This window comes from Delftia sp. WSY_7 (assembly GCF_043104845.1).
Lineage (GTDB): Bacteria > Pseudomonadota > Gammaproteobacteria > Burkholderiales > Burkholderiaceae_C > Comamonas > Comamonas tsuruhatensis.
Genome location: NZ_JBICLB010000016.1, coordinates 1 through 17,863 on the forward strand (window position 1 = coordinate 1; position 17,863 = coordinate 17,863).

At 69.8% G+C, this 17,863-nt stretch carries 13 protein-coding genes; 3 read left to right on the forward strand and 10 right to left on the reverse strand.

Annotation, left to right across the window (positions count from 1 at the left end; genetic code table 11):
• The coding region (locus ACF8ME_RS07690; protein WP_392415930.1) for a LysR substrate-binding domain-containing protein at nucleotides 1-862 on the reverse strand (862 nt) is incomplete at its 3' end.
• Between the two features lie 161 nt (nucleotides 863-1,023).
• Here ACF8ME_RS07690 and ACF8ME_RS07695 point away from each other — a divergent pair.
• Together ACF8ME_RS07695 and ACF8ME_RS07700 are read left to right on the forward strand one after the other, a co-directional pair.
• The gene (locus ACF8ME_RS07695) at nucleotides 1,024-2,325 is read left to right on the forward strand and encodes a CaiB/BaiF CoA transferase family protein (protein ID WP_392415932.1); all 1,302 of its coding nucleotides are present in this window, start codon (nucleotides 1,024-1,026) and stop codon (nucleotides 2,323-2,325) included.
• Nucleotides 2,326-3,008: 683 nt separating this feature from the next.
• A complete protein-coding gene (locus ACF8ME_RS07700; RefSeq protein ID WP_034365601.1) occupies nucleotides 3,009-4,661 on the forward strand; it encodes a methyl-accepting chemotaxis protein in 1,653 nt (550 codons plus the stop codon).
• Here the strand turns inward: ACF8ME_RS07700 and ACF8ME_RS07705 are convergent, their stop codons facing one another.
• The 9 genes from ACF8ME_RS07705 to ACF8ME_RS07745 form a co-directional block, all read right to left on the reverse strand.
• Nucleotides 4,662-5,660, reverse strand: a complete 999-nt coding sequence (locus ACF8ME_RS07705) for a porin (RefSeq protein ID WP_026062702.1) — start codon at nucleotides 5,658-5,660, stop codon at nucleotides 4,662-4,664.
• A 298-nt stretch (nucleotides 5,661-5,958) separates the two neighbouring features.
• Nucleotides 5,959-7,281, reverse strand: a complete 1,323-nt coding sequence (locus ACF8ME_RS07710) for a Fe-S oxidoreductase (protein WP_392415934.1) — start codon at nucleotides 7,279-7,281, stop codon at nucleotides 5,959-5,961.
• 22 nt (nucleotides 7,282-7,303) lie between these two features.
• Nucleotides 7,304-8,368, reverse strand: coding sequence for a homocysteine S-methyltransferase family protein (locus ACF8ME_RS07715; RefSeq protein WP_034348605.1), 1,065 nt, complete (start codon nucleotides 8,366-8,368; stop codon nucleotides 7,304-7,306).
• Nucleotides 8,369-8,616: 248 nt separating this feature from the next.
• On the reverse strand, nucleotides 8,617-9,312 hold the full coding sequence (locus tag ACF8ME_RS07720) for a helix-turn-helix domain-containing protein (protein ID WP_016447398.1): 696 nt from the start codon (nucleotides 9,310-9,312) through the stop codon (nucleotides 8,617-8,619).
• Between the two features lie 54 nt (nucleotides 9,313-9,366).
• Complete coding sequence (locus ACF8ME_RS07725; protein ID WP_016452210.1) at nucleotides 9,367-10,452, reverse strand: hypothetical protein; 1,086 nt, start codon at nucleotides 10,450-10,452, stop codon at nucleotides 9,367-9,369.
• A gap of 59 nt (nucleotides 10,453-10,511) precedes the next feature.
• The gene (locus ACF8ME_RS07730) at nucleotides 10,512-11,666 is read right to left on the reverse strand and encodes an FAD-binding oxidoreductase (RefSeq protein WP_277849226.1); all 1,155 of its coding nucleotides are present in this window, start codon (nucleotides 11,664-11,666) and stop codon (nucleotides 10,512-10,514) included.
• A gap of 152 nt (nucleotides 11,667-11,818) precedes the next feature.
• Entirely contained in the window at nucleotides 11,819-13,252 is a 1,434-nt protein-coding gene (locus ACF8ME_RS07735) for an efflux transporter outer membrane subunit (RefSeq protein ID WP_312840576.1), read from the reverse strand.
• Nucleotides 13,245-16,451, reverse strand: a complete 3,207-nt coding sequence (locus tag ACF8ME_RS07740) for an efflux RND transporter permease subunit (protein ID WP_392415937.1) — start codon at nucleotides 16,449-16,451, stop codon at nucleotides 13,245-13,247. Before ACF8ME_RS07740 ends, ACF8ME_RS07735 begins: the two co-directional genes overlap by 8 nt.
• A gap of 13 nt (nucleotides 16,452-16,464) precedes the next feature.
• Entirely contained in the window at nucleotides 16,465-17,679 is a 1,215-nt protein-coding gene (locus tag ACF8ME_RS07745) for an efflux RND transporter periplasmic adaptor subunit (protein WP_016447393.1), read from the reverse strand.
• On the opposite strand from ACF8ME_RS07745, the gene ACF8ME_RS07750 reads away from it, so the two are divergent.
• The gene (locus ACF8ME_RS07750; protein ID WP_156179775.1) at nucleotides 17,678-17,863 is read left to right on the forward strand and encodes a hypothetical protein; all 186 of its coding nucleotides are present in this window, start codon (nucleotides 17,678-17,680) and stop codon (nucleotides 17,861-17,863) included. The two genes, ACF8ME_RS07745 and ACF8ME_RS07750, sit on opposite strands and share 2 nt — an antisense overlap.

Here is a 17,863-nt window from a genome sequence, read left to right on the forward strand (position 1 = left end):
CCTGGGCGAAGGACGGCAGGGCCTCCAGGCTGCGCACGCAGATCTGCATCTCGCGCACCGACCAGGCATCGGACAGCGGCACGATGGCGATGTCCATGGAATGCGCATGGCGGCTGGCGGCCGACTCGGGCAGCACGCCCACGCCCACGCCGGACTCGATCATGCGGCAGGCCGTCTCGAAGTTGCCCACCTGGATGCGCTGCTTGATGGGCCGGTGCAGCTGGTCGCTGGCCTGGCGCAGGAAGGCGTGGATGGCGCTGGATTCGTGCAGGCCCACATGGTCCAGGTCCAGCGTGTCGGCAAAGGCCATCTGCATCTCGCCATCAAGCGCATGGCCGCGCGGCACCACCAGCACCAGGCGGTCGCGGCGGTAGGGCAGGGTCTCCAGGTTCTCGGTGCGCACCAGGCCGGCGACGATGCCGATGTCGGTCTGCCCCTCGGTCACGGCACGCACGATGTCGTGCGACAGGCGCTCGCGCAGGTCGATGTTCACGTCGGGATTGCGGCGAAGGTAGTGGCGCAGCACGGGCGGCAGGAACTCGCCCAGCGAGGTGGTGTTGGCAAACACCCGCACATGGCCCTTGATGCCGCGCACGTACTCCTGCATGTCGCCGCGCAGGTGCTCGATCTGGCCCAGCACCATGCGCGCATGGGTGACGAAGGCCTGGCCCGGCGGCGTCAGCGTCACGCCCTGGCTGGTGCGGTACAGCAGCTTGGTGCCGATGCTCTCCTCCAGGTTCTTGATGCGGGTGCTGGCCGCCGGCAGGGAGATGAAGGAAAGTTCCGCGCCACGCGTCATGCTGTTGGCGTCGGCGATGTGCACCATGAGGCGCAGATCCACAAGATCGAAATGCATGGCCATCCGGCATTGTAGAAAGCCGCAGCGGCCCCGGCTGAGCCCTGCGCGTCAGTACAAACCGCAGTGCCGGCCCGTGCGCGAACGCGCGCTTTCACAAATGCGAAGCCGCAGCAGGCCCGCGCGCCGTAGCATGGCCCATCTGCCCGGGATAGCCGCCTCAGCCCATGAACCACACCGAAACCCCCTCCCCCAGCCCCATCCACAACACGGCCACCCAGACCGCAGGAGCGCTGGGCCATCTGCGCGTGCTCGACCTCTCTCGCGTGCTGGCCGGCCCCTGGTGCACCCAGAACCTGGCCGACATGGGGGCAGACGTGATCAAGATCGAAAAGCCCGGCGAGGGCGACGACACGCGCCACTGGGGCCCGCCCTTCTTTCCCGATGCGCAAGGCAATCCCTCGGACAACGCCGTGTACTTCGCGGCCTGCAACCGCAACAAGCGATCGGTCACCGTGGACATGGCCACGGCCGAGGGCCAGCGGCTGATCCGCGAGCTGGCCATGCAAAGCGATGTGGTGGTGGAGAACTTCAAGACCGGGGGCCTCAAGCGCTACGGCCTGGACTACGCCTCGCTGAGCGCGCTGAACCCGCGCCTCATCTATTGCTCGGTCACGGGCTTCGGCCAGACCGGGCCCTATGCGCCGCGCGCCGGCTACGACCTGCTGGTGCAGGCCATGAGCGGCCTCATGAGCATCACGGGCCGCGCCGACAGCGAGCCCGGCGGCGGCCCGCTGCGCGTGGGCGTGGCCGTGATCGACCTGTTCACGGGCATGTATGCCACCACGGCCATCCTGGGCGCACTGGAGGCCCGCCACCGCACGGGACGCGGCCAGCACATCGACATGGCCCTGCTGGACGTGGCCATGGCCGTGCTGGCCAACCAGGGCGCGGGTTTCCTGAACACCGGCCATGTGCCGGGCCGCCAGGGCAACACCCATCCCAGCGTCGTGCCCTACCAGGACTTCCCCACGGCCGACGGCCGTATGCTGCTGGCCATCGGCAACGACGGCCAGTTCGCGCGCTTTTGCGAGGCGGCCGGCACGGACTGGGCGAGCGACGAGCGCTTTGCCACCAATGCCGGCCGCGTCACCCACCGCGACGCGCTGATCCCGCTGATGTCCGATCTCACGCGCGGCCGGCCCACGGCCGAATGGATCGCGCTGCTGGAGGACAAGGCCGTGCCCTGCGGCCCCATCAACCACATCGGCCAGGCCTTCGACGATGCCCAGGTGCGTGCGCGCGGCCTGCGCGTGGAGCAGGAACGCTACCCGGGCGCCACGCCGCCTGCGGGCGAGACCATCAACCGCGTGGTGACCACGGCCAGCCCGCTGCGCCTGTCGGACACGCCCACCACGCTGCGCCATGCGCCGCCGGCCCTGGGCCAGCACACGGACGAAGTGCTGCGCCAGCGCCTGGGCCTGGATGCACAGCAGCTGCAGGCCTTGCGCGACCAGGGCGTGGTCTGAACGACCGGCACCGGCAGGCACCTGGCACACGCTGTCGCGCGGCTGTCCTGACGTCCTGAAGGCTGGGGGCCGGCCCGTCGCACCGGCGCACATGACGGCGCACATGACGGCACAAATGACGGAGCGAAAGCCGGTGCGAAGACGGTGCGAAGACGGTGCGGACGGCCGTGTCGCGCGCCCGCAAACCGCTTTTAGGACACGTCCTATCGAAAATCAGATAGGAAGCATTCTCATCATCTGGCGGTGCGGAAATAATCCCCACCACAGATGCACATAGCCAATTCTTTCCTGTCCGAAATCCCTAGGACACCCATCCGCAGCACCTGGGCGCAGAAGGCGGCAGCCGCCGCCAAGCACCGGGCCGCAGCTGGCGTCCGGGCGCCAAAAGGTGTAGGCGGACGGCTCGGCATCTTCCGCATCCACCGCCCCTGCCCTGCATCAGGCCCGCGCATGGCCAGCCACAGTCCTGCCGCCCTGGAAGGGCCTGCGCCATGAGACCCCGCATCAAGGGCCGCATCTGCCGGACCTCGGGCTGGTTCCCCCCCTGAGCGCACGCGCCGGCCCTCGTCATTGCCTTCGTTGATCCCTTTCCACCTTGCTCTGCACCGCAGGCCAGGTGTGCCCTGCTGCACGCCTTTTTTTGCTCCCTTGCCGTTCAAGGGATACGACTTCAGAACTTCGCCATGCAAGCCTTTCGCAACCTCAAGATCTCCTCCAAGCTGCTGCTGGCCTTCCTGGCCGTGCTGGCGCTGACCACCTTCGTGGGCCTGTATGCCGTGATGCGGCTCAGCCAGATCAACCAGGCGTCCGTCGACATCGCCACACGCTGGATGCCCTCGTCGCGCATGCTGCTCACCATCCGCGCCACCACGGCGCGCTACCGCGCCAACGAGCTTCAGTACCTGATCTCCACCAGCGACCAGGATATCAAGGCCTTCGACGCCATCATGAGCGACCTGTGGAGCAAGATCCAGACGAACTACGACAACTACGCCAGCTTCATCCAAACCGAGCAGGAAAGGGCGTCCTACGACGAGCTGGGCCGGCTGCGCAGCGCATATGCCAGGGAGCACGCCATGATCATGACCCTGGCACGCAACGGCCGAAAGGACGAAGCCTTGGTGCTGGCGCAGGGTGAATCGCTGGAGCTGAGCCGGCGCCTGTACGACCAGATCGACCGCATGGTGCAGATCGACCACGATGCCGGCCAGGAGGCCAACAGGCACGCCAATGATCTGTACCGCAGCGCGCGCGCCTGGGTGGTGGGGCTGCTGGCCGCCAGCATCGCGCTGGGACTGGCGCTGGCGCTGGCGCTGGCGCGCATCGTGGCGCGGCCGCTGATCGAGGCCGTGGGCGTGGCCCAGGCCGTGGCCGAAGGCGACCTGACGCGCCGCATCCAGGCCACTACCACCGACGAAACAGGCCAGCTGCTGCACGCGCTGCACCGCATGGACCAGAGCCTCATCCACATCGTCAGGCAGGTGCGCAACGGCACGGACTCGATCGCCACGGCCTCCAGCCAGATCGCCTCGGGCAACAACGACCTGTCGCTGCGCACCGAGCACCAGGCCAGCTCTTTGCAGGAGACGGCCGCCTCCATGGAGCAGCTCACCGTTACCGTGCGCCAGAACACCGACAACGCGCGCCAGGCCAACCAGCTGGCAGCCTCGGCCTCGACCGTCGCCCAGCAAGGCGGCGAGGTGGTGTCCCAGGTGGTGGACACCATGGACGCCATCCATGCCTCCTCGCGCAAGATCGCCGACATCATCGGCGTGATCGACGCCATCGCCTTCCAGACCAACATCCTCGCGCTCAACGCCGCCGTCGAGGCGGCGCGCGCGGGCGAGCAGGGCCGGGGCTTTGCCGTGGTGGCGGCCGAGGTGCGCGCACTGGCGCGACGCTGCGCCGATGCAGCCAAGGAGATCAAGCTCCTCATCGAGGACTCCAACGGCAAGGTCAGCACCGGATCGGCCCTGGTGGCGCAGGCCGGCCAGACCATGCAGAACATCGTCAGCAGCGTGCGCAACGTGACCGACATCATGGGAGAGATCACCGCTGCCAGCGTGGAGCAGACGGCGGGCCTGGAGCAGATCAACCAGGCCATCTCCCAGATGGACCAGGTCACCCAGCAGAACGCGGCCCTGGTCGAGCAAGCCGCCGCAGCAGCACAGTCCCTGCAGGAACAGGCCTACGGCCTGCAGCAGGCCGTGAGCGTCTTCAAGCTGGAGCGCGGCATGGAACTCACCGCCCTGCCCGCCACCCCTCAGCCCATGCCGGCTCCAGACCTGGCCAGGATCACCAGCGCAGCCCAGTCAGGCCGCTGGGAAGCGCATTGATCAGAACGAATGGGCCATGCCCACGCCGAAGGCCGTGCGCGAGCTCTGGTTCTCGTAGCGCTGATGGCCCAGGCTGGTGTAGAGCATGGTGCGCTTGGACAGCGCGTACTCGGCGCCCAGCGACAGCATGTTGTTGGTGTCTCGGTCCAGGCGCTGGCGCGCATAGCTGGCCTTGAGCGTGGTCGCGCCCATGCCGTAGGTGGCGCCCAGCGAGACCATGCGCGATTTGTCGGGGCCGGTGCCGGGCGTGCCCGACTTGCTGCGGTCATAGGCCAGCATCACGGCCGCCGTGCCGATGCGGTACTTGCCGCCCATGTACAGGTCGGTGTCGCCGCTGCCGTTGCGCTCGTGCGCCACCATGGCCGCCACCGCGCCCTGGTCGTAGTTGACCGATACCGAACGCGCACGGCCCTGGCGGCCGGGCGCCTGGGTGCGTTCGGGCGAGGCGCTCAGGTGCAGGGAAAAGCCGCCGAACTTGGGCGAGTCGTAGAACACGCCGTTGGACATGCGGCCGTATTCGGGCGAGCCGTTGTTGCTGGCGCGGTCGGTGGGCGTCAGGTAGTGGGCCATGTGCCAGGCCGGCGAGGCGATGCGGTTGAAGTTGCCCCAGGGATCGAACTGCCATTCCTGGCTCCACATGGCGCTGAGCGCGCGGCCCAGGCGCAGGTGGCCCCAGTTGCCCTGCAGGCCCACGGTGGACTCGTCATGCCAGAAGGGCTTCTTCGGATAGTCCTCGGTCAGGCCCGTGTCCAGGTCGAAGCGCGTGCTCAGGCGGAAGGTGGCCTTCAGGCCGCCGCCCAGGTCTTCGAAGCCGGCAATGGCCAGGTTGCTGCGCTGAATCGTTCCCAGCTTGCTGGTCTTGTCGAAATCCCGGAACACACCCGCGTCCAGATAGCCACTGATGGTGACGTTGGAGCCGGCGCCAGATGACTGGGCGGCCACCGGCAGGGCGGCAGCGATGGCGAGAGAGGCAAGGGTCAAGCGGGAGGTACAACGCATCCTGAACGGGTTCCTGAAATGAAAGATGGCACAACACCGGCGCGGCCCGGGGGCATGCGCGAACGGCGACGGGGGCTGCCACAACGGGGGTGGCTGGAAAGGTGCGCGGCGGGCTGGTGGCCAGCCGCGACTTGGAGGCAGCCAGGATGCAGATCGCAGCATGATCGCTGCACATTCGTCAAACATCCCGGCCAAAGACGTCAACCGCGCAGGTGGCGGGCAACAGGCGGCATTATGAAAGCAGGGGCCGGCGATGACCACGCCACCGTCAGGCCCGGTCAGTTTCGCAAGGCCGGTCTCAGCGGCTGCGCTCGGTGCGCGACACGTCCCAGAGCCGGTTCATCTCGCTGCAAAAGGGCTGGGCACAGGGCGCGCGGCCCTCGTACTGGCAGCCTTCGGTGGTACAGAAATGCGACTGGTGCTCGAAGGCCCGGCGCTCGCGCGGCAGGGCGCCCGAAGCCTGGGCCGCCGCCATGTGCAGCCAGGGATCATTGCGCTGCTGCAGCATCTGCTGCACCTCCTGCGCGAACGCGGGCGACAGCGACGCCACCGAGGCCAGCCCGGCCGGCGATGCCATGGCGCCACCGGGCTGGCGCAGCGGCTGCAGCTCCAGCAGCAGCAGGGCGCTGGTGCGCAGCGCATCGGCGCCACGCGGCTGCACCACCACGGCCACCGGCCCCGAGGCCAGGGACTGCAGCGAGGCATCCAGCGGCAGGCGCAGGCCCGGCTCCGTGGCCTGCGCGCCCGCCAAGGGCAGCGCAGCGCCCGCAGGCAGGGCCGCCGCCGTGAAAGGGGCCGCACCCGGCGCGCAAGCCGATGCGGCCGCCAGCGCCATGGCCGCGCCCTGCGCCTGGGCCCAGGCCTGGGGCACCTGCAGGCTCAGCGTGAAGCCGCGCTCGCCCTGCGGCGTCAGCAACGTGCCCTGCTGCACCCACCAGCTTTGCAGGGCGGGCAGGGTCTGTGTGCCCCCCCCGGCAGCGCCACCTGCAATGCCCCCTGCTGGGCGCGCCCCGGCCTGCGGCGCCAGCCCGGATCCGGCCAGCAGCGCATCCATCACCTTGCCCTTGGCAGCCGCCACGGCCAGCGTCACTGCGGCAGCGGCGGGCGGCATGGAGGCCGCAGGCGTTGTCGATGCAGACGGGATGGGCGGTCCGGCCTGGGCCGATGGAGCGCTCCGGGGATCCTGCCCGCCAGGCGCCGTCGTGCCTGCCGCCAGCGCCTGGAGCAATGCCGCCGAGCCCGGCTGGGCCGCCAGCAATTGCAGGGCCTGGCCCTGCTGGGTGCCCACCTGGGCCAGCAGGGCCTGCAGCAGCCGGCCCAGCGCCTCGGACACGCCGCTGGCCGGCCACTGCGGCGCAGGCGCGCCGGGGCTGGCCTGCACCTGGCGCGCCAGCTGGGCCACCAATTGCTCGAAGGCCTGCAGGCGCAGGCTTTGCAGCATCTCGGGCGACCAGCGCACGGCCGTGGCCGCTGGCGGCGTGACGGGAACGGAGGGTGAGGCGGATGACGCGGGTGAAGCCGGCGCCACCGGCGCACCAGCGGCCGGGCCGGGCACAAGCGCCGCCACGGGCTGCGGCAGCCCTGCGGCTGGAGACGGAACGGGCGGCAGCGGCGAACTCATGTCAGAGGCTCCGCCCGCGCGATCAGGCCGATTCCGGGTAGAACAGGCGGCGCGTGGGCGTGCTGCCCACGGCCTTGGCGATGGCGCCGATGTGGTCCGGCGTGGTGCCGCAGCAGCCGCCCACGATGTTGACCAGGCCTTCGGCCGCGAACTCATGCACCAGGCGGCTGGTGACTTCGGGCGTTTCGTCAAAGCCCGTGTCGCTCATGGGATTGGGCAGGCCGGCGTTGGGGTAGCAGCTAATGAAGGTCTCGGGCGCGGCCTTGTTCAGTTCCTGGACGTAGGGGCGCATCAGCGCCGCGCCCAGCGCGCAGTTCAGGCCGATGGACAGCGGGTTGGCATGGCGCACGCTGTGCCAGAAGGCCGTCACCGTCTGCCCGGACAGGATGCGGCCCGAGGCATCGGTCACCGTGCCGCTGATCATGATGGGCAGGCATTCGCCGCTTTGCTCGAAGGCCTCGTCCACCGCGAACAGCGCGGCCTTGGCGTTGAGCGTGTCGAAGATGGTCTCGACCAGGATGACGTCGGCGCCGCCCTCGATGAGCGCCAGCGTCTGCTCCAGGTAGGCCTGGCGCAGCTGCTCGAAATTCACGTTGCGCGCGCCCGGATCGTTCACGTCGGGGCTGATGCTGGCCGTCTTGGGCGTGGGGCCCAGGGCGCCGGCCACGTAGCGCGGATGGCCGGGCGTGCTGTACTTGTCGCAGGCCGCGCGGGCCAGCCGGGCGCTCTCGAGATTCATCTCGCGCGCCAGATCGGCCATGTGGTAGTCGTCCTGCGCGATGGTGGTCGCGCCGAAGGTATTGGTCTCGATCAGATCGGCGCCGGCGGCCAGGTACTTCTCATGGATGTCGCGGATCACGTCGGGGCGGGTGAGCGACAGCAGCTCGTTGTTGCCCTTGACGTCATGCGCGAAGTCCTTGAAGCGGTCGCCCACGCTGCCCGGGCCCGTGTAGCCCTGGCCCCGGTACTGGGCCTCCCCCAGCTTGAAGCGCTGGATCATGGTGCCCATGGCGCCGTCAAGAATGACGAGGCGCTTGGCAAGGATGGCGGGAAGCTCTTTGGCGCGGGTGTACTGGGGCAGGCTCATGGGCAGCGATTGTAGGAATTCCGGGGCGGCCGTGCCGGGCACGAGGATTCCCCCAGAAAAACGGCCTGCGCCCCAAACAAGAGGCGCGACCTATGAAACTAGCGCACCCCCACGCCAGAGACACCGAGGAAGGGCCTATGCCGGCCGCGCCGCCCCGCACCGAGGGTGTCGTCCCCCTCCCGCGTAGCGAGAGAGGGCGCCGTGCACACGGGGGAAGCGGCGCAGCCGCTCAGGGGGTGCTAACCATTTCAGCTGCAGACAGAGACGACTTGCGCCGGCTGGCGGCTCAGGCTCACATACACATGGCCCACGCCGCTGTCGAAATACGCGGCTTCATGGCGGCCCAGCTCCACCGATTCGCCGTTCTCGAACAGGATGCGCACCCGGCCCGAGAGCACCATCACGAACTCCTGGCCCGCATGGCGGATGGTCTCCGAGAATTCCCCGGCCTCGCGCGCATTGATCACGGCCACCAGGGGCTGCATCTTCTTGCCCGGGAAGGCGCCGCACAGCACGCTGTAGAGGTACTGGTCGGTCTCGTAGCGCTGCACGTCCTCGAAACGGTCCTTGACCACGGTGGGCGTGTCGCCGGCCGCCTGCTGGGCGTCCCCGACCATGAACAGCCGTGTCATGTCGATGTCCAGCGCATTGCCCAGCATGAGCACCTTCTCGTAGCTCAGCGCGATCTGGCCGCGCTCGGCCTTGGAGATGGTGGACACGGCCAGGCCGCTGCTTTCGGCCACCTGCTGCAGCGTCAGGCCGCGCTCCTTGCGGGCCTTGCGCAGCTTGGCCCCCACTTCATGCTTGCCTGCGGGCAGGGCGGCGGCCGTGCGGGCGCCCGGCAGCACGGCGGCAAGGACCTGGTCTGCCGTGGGAAGCGGACTGGAACGAGGGCTGGGGCCGGGACCAGGGGCGGGACTGGTGCGAGGACGGGGGCTGGGCATGAAGCGGGCGATCGGGGCTGGCGACCGCCCGATTCTAGGGTCAGGCCCGCCCCCTCAGGTGCCGCGCAGATCGGCCTGGGGCGCCGGCCTGCGGCCCATGCGCAGCCAGCCTGCCAGCGCGCAGGCCATGAGCGCGAAGCCGATGTAGCCATAGACCGGGTACACCATGCCCACCAGCGTGATGAAACCCGCGAAGCTGCCGCCCAGTGCCACCACGCCCGCCACGCCCGTGCCCCAACGAAAACGCGGCGTGCCGGCCGGCAGGATGCGGGCCACGAAGGCATAGAGCATGCCCACGGCGGTGTTGAGGATCATGCCGAAGATGACCAGCGACATCAGGTGCCCCAGCCAGGGCGAGATCTGCGTGGCCAGCGCCAGCATGGGCATGGACAGGCCGCCCAGCGTGTCCATGCGCCAGACCATGGCGGCCGCGATCAGCAGCATCAGCAGGCCCAGCAGCAGCCCGCCGGCCACGCCGCCCCACAGCGCCACGCGGCGCGAGCTGGCCTGGCCGCCCATGATCACCAGGAAGGGCATGCCCGCCACCACGTTGTAGGAGACATAGAGCAGCGCCGCCACCAGCCAGTGCCCCGCACCCCGGGGCTGGGCGGCGGTGGCGGCCTCCAGCGCGGCCGGCTCGCCCTGTGGCGTCACCAGCACGTAGCCTGCGACCACCACGGTCATGAACACCAGCAGCGGCGTGACCGCGCCGATGAAGGCGATCACCCGGCCCACGTCCAGGCAGACGATGAGCACCGTGGCCACGGTGGCCAGCACGCTGCCCCAGACCTCGGGCAGGCCCAGCCACTGGTGCAGCAGCGAGCCTGCGCCCGCCAGCATGACCACCGTGATGGCGAAGAGGAAGAAGGTGATCAGCACATCGAACACCATGCCCACATGCCGGCCCAGCAGGGCCTGCACCACCTCCTTGTGCGAGCCGGCCTGCAGGCGCTGGCCCATGGTGGAGAACGCCATGGACAGGAAGACGAAGGCCAGGGCCGCCACCAGGCAACCCGCCAGGCCGATGGCGCCAAAGCCCGCGAAGAACTGCAGTATCTCCTGCCCCGAGGCGAAGCCCGCCCCGACGATGACGCCGACGAAGGCGCCGGCAATCCTGCTCACTTCCTTGAATGCACCCATGCCTGTCTCCTTGGATTGTTGTGTGTTGCGGGGGCTGAAAAAGCGAAAAGGCAGGCGTCTCAGGCCGCGAAGCGCTCCGGACTCAACCGCCGGGCATCGACGCCCTGGGCCAGCAGCTCGGCGGGCAGCGGCTCGCGCATCAGCAGCGCGGCCGCAGCGGCCGAGGCGCCGGCGGCCGTCTGTATGCCGTAGCCGCCCTGCCCTGCCAGCCAGAAGAATCCTTCACGGCGCGCGTCCCAGCCGATCACGAAGTCGTCATCGGGCGCAAAGCTGCGCAGCCCGGCCCAGACATGGCGCGGCCGGCGTATGCGCAGGCGGGTCAGTGTCTCGATGCGGTCTATGCCCATGGCCACGTCCAGTTCCTCGGCCACCACGTCATGCGGCGGCACGGGATCGGCATTGGCGGGCGAGCCCAGCAGCTGGCCGGCATCGGGCTTGAAGTAGAAACTCTCGTCCACGCCGATCACGGCAGGCCAGCCGTGGATGTCCTCGCCCTCGGGTGCGGCAAAGGTGAAGGCCGAGCGGCGCCGGGGCTCGATGCCCAGCGGCCGCGCGCCGCACAGCCGGGCCACGGCATCGGCCCAGGCGCCTGCGGCATTGACCACGGCGCGGGCACGGACCTGCGACCCGTCCTGCAGCACCAGGGTCCACAGGCCCTGGCCATCACCATCCACCTCGCGCTCGGCGCCGGACAGTTCGGCGCCGCAGCGCAGCCGCGCACCGGCACGCGCCATGCCGCGCAGAAAGCCCTGGTGCAGTTCGGCCACGTCGATGTCCATGGCGTCCAGGTCATGCACGGCACCCACCAGCTGGCTCTCGTCCAGGCAGGGCACGAGGGTGCAGGCCTGGCGCGCGTCGATGCGCTCGGCGCGCAGGCCGTCGCGCCGGTACATGGCCAGGGCATCGTCCAGCTGGGGCTCCTGGCCGGCCGTGCCTATGTAGAGCACGCTGCGCGGCTGCAGCAGCGCGTGCTCGCAAAAACCTTCGGGCGGCGCGCTGTAGAAGGCGCGGCTGGCGCGTGTCAGCGCGCGTATCTGCGCGGTGCCGTAGCTTTCCATGAACATGGCGGCCGAGCGGCCCGTGGCGTGGTAGCCGGGCTGCGGCTCGCGCTCGAGCACCAGCACCGAGGCGCCCGCACCGGCCAGCCGCCAGGCCACAGAGGCGCCGGCCATGCCGGCACCGATCACGGCGAAATCCAGAACCTGGCTTTCCATCATCCATCGCTCCATTTTTTCCAATGAGAAAATTATCCGATAAGAAAAAAATGAGGCAAGCCCCTGGTCATCGTGGTTTTCACTGGGGGTCCGCACAAGCAAAAAAAAAGGACGGCGCCTGGCCGTCCCTTTTTGCAACGCACGCCTTGTGCTCAGGCTGGCGGCAGCTTCCCGTCCCAGCCACCGGCCAGGGCCTGGTACAGCGCCACGGCAGCGCGCAGGCCGCGTGCGCGGCTGTCGGCGGCGGCGTCCTGGGCCGCGTAGAGGTCGCGCTGCGCATCCAGCACTTCGTACAGGCCCACGCTGCCCAGGTGGTAGCGGCGCAGCGCCAGCTGTTCTGCGCGCTGGCGCTGCTCGGCGGCCTGGGCCAGGTGGGCATCCTCGGTGCGCGTGCGCTGCAGGCGCACCAGGGCGTTCTCGGCGTCCTCCAGCGCCAGCAGCACGGTCTGCTGGTACTGGGCCAGCGCGGCCTGGGCGCCAGCCTCGCTGGCCGCGATGCGCGCACGCACGCGGCCCACGTCGAGGAAGGACCAGTCCACGCCCAGGAACACGCTGCTGGTGGCGCTACCGCCCTCGAACAGCGCGCCGCCATGCAGCGCCGTGCTGCCCAGCAGCCCGCCCAGCGACAGGCGCGGGAACAGGTCGGCCGTGGCCACGCCGATGCGCGCCGTGGCCGCATGCAGCCGAGCCTCGGCCACGGCCACGTCCGGACGGCGGCGCAGCAGGCCGGCCGGCGTGCCGGGGTCGATGGCCGGCGGCAGCTGCGGCAAGGCGGCAGGCACATCCAGCGCGGCGATCAGCGCCTCGGGCACCTGGCCCGTGAGCACGGCCAGCCGGTGCTGGGCCATGGCGATCTGCGCCTGCAGTGCCGGGATGCGCGAGCGCGTGGCCTCCAGCTGGGCCTGGGCGCGCGCCAGGTCGAACTCGGTGCCGCTGCCGTGTGTGAGGCGCAGCTGCACCAGGCGCAGCGTGTCCTGCTGGTTGGCCGCGTTGGCCTGGGCCAGGGCCAGGCGCTGCTGCCAGCCGCGCAGGTCGGCATAGCTGCCCGCGACCTGGGCCGCGATGGCCACCTGCAGCGCCGCGAGATCGGCCGCGTCGGCGCGCAGGTCGGCACGCCGCGCCTCGATGTTGCGCCGCACGCGGCCGAACACGTCGATCTCCCAGCTGGCCGACAGCCCGGCCGTGTAGCTGCGCTGGCTGCGCGGCCCGTAGAAGGCCTCGCTCTCGCTGCGCTTTTGCTGCGTGGCCTGGCCCGACATCGTGACCGTGGGGAACTGGTCGAAGCGGCTTTCGCTCAGCAGCGCCTGGGCGCCGTCCAGCCGTGCCAGCGCCACCTGCAGGTCCTGGTTGCCGCCCAGCGCCTGCTCCACCAGCCGCGTCAGCTGCGGGTCCTGGAACTGGCGCCAGAAGGTGGCATCGGGCTCGGCCTGCGGGGTGGCCGGTGCAGGCTCGGCCCGCGCGAACTGTGCTCCGGCCTGCGGCGCCGCAGGCGCCTTGAAGTCGGGGCCGACCGCGCAGCCGGCCACAAGCCCGGCAGACGCCAGCGCCAGCGCGTGTCGGCTCAGGGATTTGCGGATTTCAGACATGGTGGGGCTCCAGGGGTGCGGCTTTGTCGGAGAGTGGGGAGGCAGGCGCGGCATGTGCAGGCGCATGCCCCGTCAGCGCCCGGCCCGAGAGCCGGCGCAGCGTGACGTAGAACACCGGCGTGAGGAACAGGCCGAACAGGGTCACGCCCAGCATTCCGGAGAACACCGTCACCCCCGTGGCCGCGCGCACCTCGCTGCCCGCGCCGCCGCCGATGAGCAGGGGCACGGCACCGGCGATGAAGGCGATCGAGGTCATGACGATGGGCCGCAGCCGCAGGCGGCAGGCCTGCAGCGCGGCATCGACGATGCCCACGCCGCGCAGCTCCAGCTCGCGCGCGAACTCCACGATCAGGATGGCGTTCTTGCAGGCCAGCCCCATCAGCACCACCAGCCCCACCTGCACGAAGACGTTGTTGTCGCCGCCGGCCAGCCAGACGCCGAACAGCGCCGCGCAGATGCACACGGGCACGATGAGGATGACGGCCAGCGGCAGCGTCCAGCTCTCGTAGAGCGCGGCCAGCACCAGGAAGACCAGCATCACGGCGATGGCGAAGACCACGGCCGCGGCGTTGCTCTGCTCCACCTGCTGGTAGCTGAGGTCGGTCCAGGCCAGCTCGATGCCGCGCGGCAGCGTGCGCTGCGCGATCTCCTGGAGCTTGGTCAGCACCTCGCCCGAGGACAGCACGCGCGGGTCGGAGTCGCCGATCAGGTCGGCCGCCGGGAAGCCGTTGTAGCGCAGCACCGGGTCGGGCCCGAAGCTGGGCACCACGGTGACCATGGAGCCTATGGGCACCATCTCGCCGCGCGCATTGCGCGTGCGCAGCCGCGCGATGTCCTCCACGGCCTGGCGGTGGTCGGCATCGGCCTGCAGCATCACGCGCCAGACGCGGCCGAAGGCGTTGAAGTCGTTGACGTAGACCGAGCCCAGGTAGGCCTGCAGCGTCTGGAACAGGTCGGTCAGCGCCACACCCTGCGCCTTGGCCTTGGTGCGGTCCACCTTGACTTCGAGCTGCGGGATGTTGGACTGGTAGCTGCTGACCGGATAGGTCATGCCCGGCGTTTTGGCGATCTCGGCCTGGAAGGCCTGCAGTGCCTGCTGCAGCGCCGCGTAGCCCAGGCCCGCGCGATCCTGCAGGAACAGCGAGTAGCCCGAGCCGTTGCCCAGGCCCTGGATGGGCGGCGGCATCAGCGCGTAGGCGAAGCCGCCCTCGATCTGCGCGAACTTGGCGCCCAGCTCGGCATTGATCTCCTCGGCGCTGCGCGTGCGCTCGCCGAAGGGCTTGAGCATGATGTAGGAGCTGGTCAGGTTGGGCGTGGTCGTGGTCTGCAGCGCATTGAAGCCCGCGAAGGCAGCGACTTTGTCCACGCCCTCCACGCTGTGGGCCAGCTCCACGATCTGGCGCGTCACCTCGGAGGTGCGGCCCAGCGAGGCGCCCTCGGGCAGCTTGGCGCCGCCGAACAGGTACAGCTTGTCCTGCAGCGGGATGAAGCCGCCCGGCACGGCCTGGAACAGCACGGCCGTGCCCGCCAGCAGCGCCGCGTAGACCGCAAACACCAGGCCGCGGCGGCGCAGCGACTGCCCCACGGAGTTCTGGTAGCCGTGCGCGCTGCGGTCGAAGAAGCGGTTGAAGGGCCGGAAGAACCAGCCCAGGCTGCGGTCCAGCCCGCGCGACAGCAGATCGCGCGGCGCGCCGCGCGGCTGCAGCAGCTTGGCCGCCAGTGCAGGCGACAGCGTCAGCGAGTTGATGGCCGAGATCACCGTGGAGATGGCGATCGTCACGGCGAACTGCTTGTAGAACTGGCCCGTCACGCCGCTGAGGAAGGCCATGGGCACGAAGACCGCGCACAGCACCAGGGCGATGGCGATGATGGGGCCCGAGACCTCCTTCATCGCCAGGTGCGCCGCCTCCAGGGGCGTGTGGCCCTCCTCGATGTAGCGCTCCACGTTCTCCACCACGACGATGGCATCGTCCACCACGATGCCGATGGCCAGCACCAGGCCGAACAGGGTCAGCGTGTTGATGGAGTAGCCCAGCAGGTACAGCCCCGCGAAGGTTCCGACGATGGACACGGGCACGGCCAGCAGCGGAATGATGGAAGCGCGCCAGGTCTGCAGGAAGACGATGACCACCAGCACCACGAGGATCACCGCCTCGATCAGCGTGCTCTGCACCGCCTTGATGGAGTCGCGCACGAAGACCGTGGGGTCCCAGACGGTCTCGAAGTTCACGCCTTCGGGCAGATCCCTGGACAGGCGCTCCATGGTGGCGTAGACCTCCCGCGCCACGCCCAGCGCATTGGCGCCCGGCGACAGGAAGATGCCCACGGCCGCCATCTGCCGCGTGTCGCTGAGCGAGCGCATGCTGTAGTCGCTGGCGCCCAGTTCGATGCGCGCCACGTCGGACAGGCGCACGACCTGGCCGTCGGCACCTCCCTTGAGCACGATGGAGCCGAACTCCTCGGCCGTCTTCAGGCGGCCGCGCACATTGATGGACAGCAGCTTGTCCGAGCCCTTGGGGCTGGGCTCGGCGCCCAGCTGGCCGGCCGATACCTGCACGTTCTGCTCGCGGATGGCGGCGATCACCTCGGCAGCGGTGAGCTGTCGTGCGGCCACCTTGCTGGGATCCAGCCAGACGCGCATCGCATAGTCGCCTGCGCCGTACAGCGCCACCTCGCCGATGCCAGGGATGCGCGCCAGCTCGTCCTTGATCTTGAGCGTGGCATGGTTGCGCAGGTACAGCGCATCATGGTTGCCGTCGCTGGAGGTCAGGCCCGCATACATCAGCGGCGTGGACGAGCGCTTTTGCGTGGTCACGCCGTACTGGCGCACTTCCTCGGGAAGGCGGCTCTGCGCCTGACTCACGCGGTTTTGCACGCGCACGGCTGCCGTGTCGGGGTCCACGTCGGCGCGGAAGGTGGCCACCACCTGCAGGCTGCCGTCCGAGGCCGCGACCGACTTCAGGTAGATCAGGCCTTCGACGCCATTGATCGCCTCCTCCAGCGGCACGGCCACCGACTCGGCGATCTCCTTGGGATTGGCGCCCGGATAGGTGGCGCGCACCACCACGCTGGGCGGCACGACCTCGGGATACTCGCCCACGGGCAGCTGCGGAATCGCAACCAGGCCCACGGCGAACAGGATGATGGAGAGCACGACCGCGAAGATCGGGCGGTCTATGAAGAATTTGGAGAAATCCATGGTGCGTCCCGGTTCACTGCGCGGCCACGGCCGACGCCTGGGCCACCGCCGCCTGCCCATCGCCGGGCGCAGGCTTGGGGCTGACCGGCATGCCGGGGTAGTAGATGCGCTGCAGGCCGCCGACCACGAGGCGGTCGCCCGCCGCCAGGCCCTTTTGCACCACGCGCCGGCCATCGACCATGCGGCCCAGCTCCAGGTCGCGGCGCTCGGCCTTGTTGCCCTCGCCCACCACATACACGTACTTGCGGTCCTGGTCGGTGAGCACGGCCTTGTCGTCGATCAGCAGCGCCTGCTGCCCGCCGCCGCCCTGCTCGGACTGCCCTGACTGCAACTGCACGCGCGCGAACAGGCCCGGCGTCAGCAGGCGGTCGGGATTGGGCATGCGGGCGCGCATGCGCACCGTGCCCGTGCCGGCGTTGAGCTGGTTGTCGGTGAAATCCAGCGTGCCCTTGTGCGGGAAGCCCTCATCGCTGGCCAGGCCCATGCGCACGGGCCGGCCCTTGCCGCCGTTGGCGGCGTTGGCGGCCTGCTGGTGGCGCAGGAAGCTGTGCTCGTCCGCATCGAAATACACATACACCGGGTCCTGCGAGACCACGGTGGTCAGCACGCTCTGGTCGGCCTGGGCCAGGTTGCCCACGGTGAGCAGGGCGCGGCCCGCGCGGCCGGAGACCGGCGCGCGCACCTCGGTGAAGTCCAGGTTGAGCCGCGCGGCCGCCAGCGCGGCCTCGGCGGCACGCACCTGGGCGGCGCTCTGGGCCATGGCGCCGGCACGCGTGTCGGCTTCCTCGCGCGAGACGGCATGCTCGGCCACCAGCTGGCGGGCACGCTGGTCCTGGGTGCGCGCCAGGGCGGCGCCGGCACGCGTGCGCTCCAGCTCGGCCTCGGCGCTGGCCAGGGCCGCGCGGTAGGGCCGCTGGTCGATCACGAACAGCAGCTGGCCCTTCCTGACCTCCTGCCCCTCGCTGAAGGCAATGCGCTCGATATAGCCCGACACGCGCGGGCGCAGCTGCACGGAGTCCACGGCATCGATGCGGCCGTTGAACTCGTCCCAGACACGCACGCTGGCCGGCACGACCTCGCTCACCAGCACCTCGGGCGCAGGCGGCGGGCCGTCGCTGGCATGGGCATCGCCCACGGCCTGCGGGCGGCAGCCGGCAAGCAGGGCCAGCGCCGCCAGGGCGCCTCCGAACAGGGCACGCCGCAACGGCGGCGGGGGAAGAACTGGCATGGATCGACTCTCCTTGAGGGGGATGGGCAAGGCCCTGCTGCCGGGGGCGGTGCAGGGCCGGAAAAAGGGGGCTGTACCGCAGGCTCTGAAGGCCTTGCCGGCGGCTGCTCACAATGGGTTGCATTCTTCAAGTTCAAGTGAACTTGAAGTCAAGATCCAGCCACAAAGACACCACGAAAATTGA